This is a genomic window from Mesorhizobium sp. M7A.F.Ca.CA.002.09.1.1 (assembly GCF_003998555.1).
Classification (GTDB): Bacteria; Pseudomonadota; Alphaproteobacteria; order Rhizobiales; family Rhizobiaceae; genus Mesorhizobium; species Mesorhizobium ciceri.
Map to the genome: position 1 here is coordinate 1 of NZ_RZRR01001330.1, position 1,004 is coordinate 1,004.

General features: G+C 68.2%; 1 pseudogene. It reads left to right on the forward strand.

Annotation, left to right across the window (positions count from 1 at the left end):
* Nucleotides 1-1,004: pseudogene (locus EN994_RS32965) on the forward strand (AsmA protein); the annotation flags it as partial.

Sequence of the window (1,004 nt, forward strand, 5' to 3'; positions counted from 1 at the left end):
GACCGCCGACACGGTCGACACGGCGCTCAGGCTGCGCGACGGGCTGCTCGAAATCGACCGGCTTTCGGTGGGCGGGCTGGCCGGCGCCTCGATCAGCGCCACCGGCCGGATCAAGGATTTCCCCGCGAGCCCGACCGGCAAGCTCGATGCGTCGGTGGTTGCCGTCGATCTGAAGCCGCTGATCGATGTCGCCGCCCAGCACTATCCCGACAGTGCCGTGCTCAGGGGACTGTCGAGCCGTGCTGCTGCCTATCCCGAGCTGTTCCAGGATGCGCGCATCGACCTGGTGGCGAGTGCAGCCGACAATGGCGACGGCACCACGGGCCTGGCGGTAAGCGGGCAAGGCAAGGCCGGCGGCTCGGCCTTTTCGGCGTCGCTGTCGGGGAAGGGCGTGGTGGACAAGCTTCTCGAAGCGCCGGTGGCGCTGACCTTCAACGCCAAGAACCCTGATGCCACCGCGCTGCTGGCGCTCTATGGCCTGCCGGCGCTGCCGCTCGGCATGCTGGGCGAGGCAAACACCGATATTCAGGCCAAGGGCACGTTTGGCGGCGGCCTGGCGACGAATTTCAGCCTTGCCGGCAATGACTTCAAGGCCGGTTTCGAGGGAACGATCGCCGACACGCCGCAAGGCCTCGCCGCCAAGGGCAAGCTCAGCCTCGATGCCGCCGACATCGAGCCGTGGCTGATGACGTCGGGCATCGGCCTGCCAGGCATGGGGGCGGGCATGTCGACGTCGCTCGCCGCGCAGGGCGACTACGGCAACGGCCTGCTGGTGCTGGACGAACTCAGCGGCGCCATCAACGAAGCGGCGGTGTCCGGCGACGTCAATATCGATGTAAAGGACGGCGTGCCACATCTGGCCGGGGCGCTGGCGCTCGACGAACTCGACCTCGATCCCCTGGCGGTGGCGCTGTTCGGCGACTCCGCCTTTCTAGCCGACAAGGAGGGCGCAGCCAAAGACCGGGCAGGCAAGGGTGGCGTGTGGCCGGCGACACCGTTCAGCC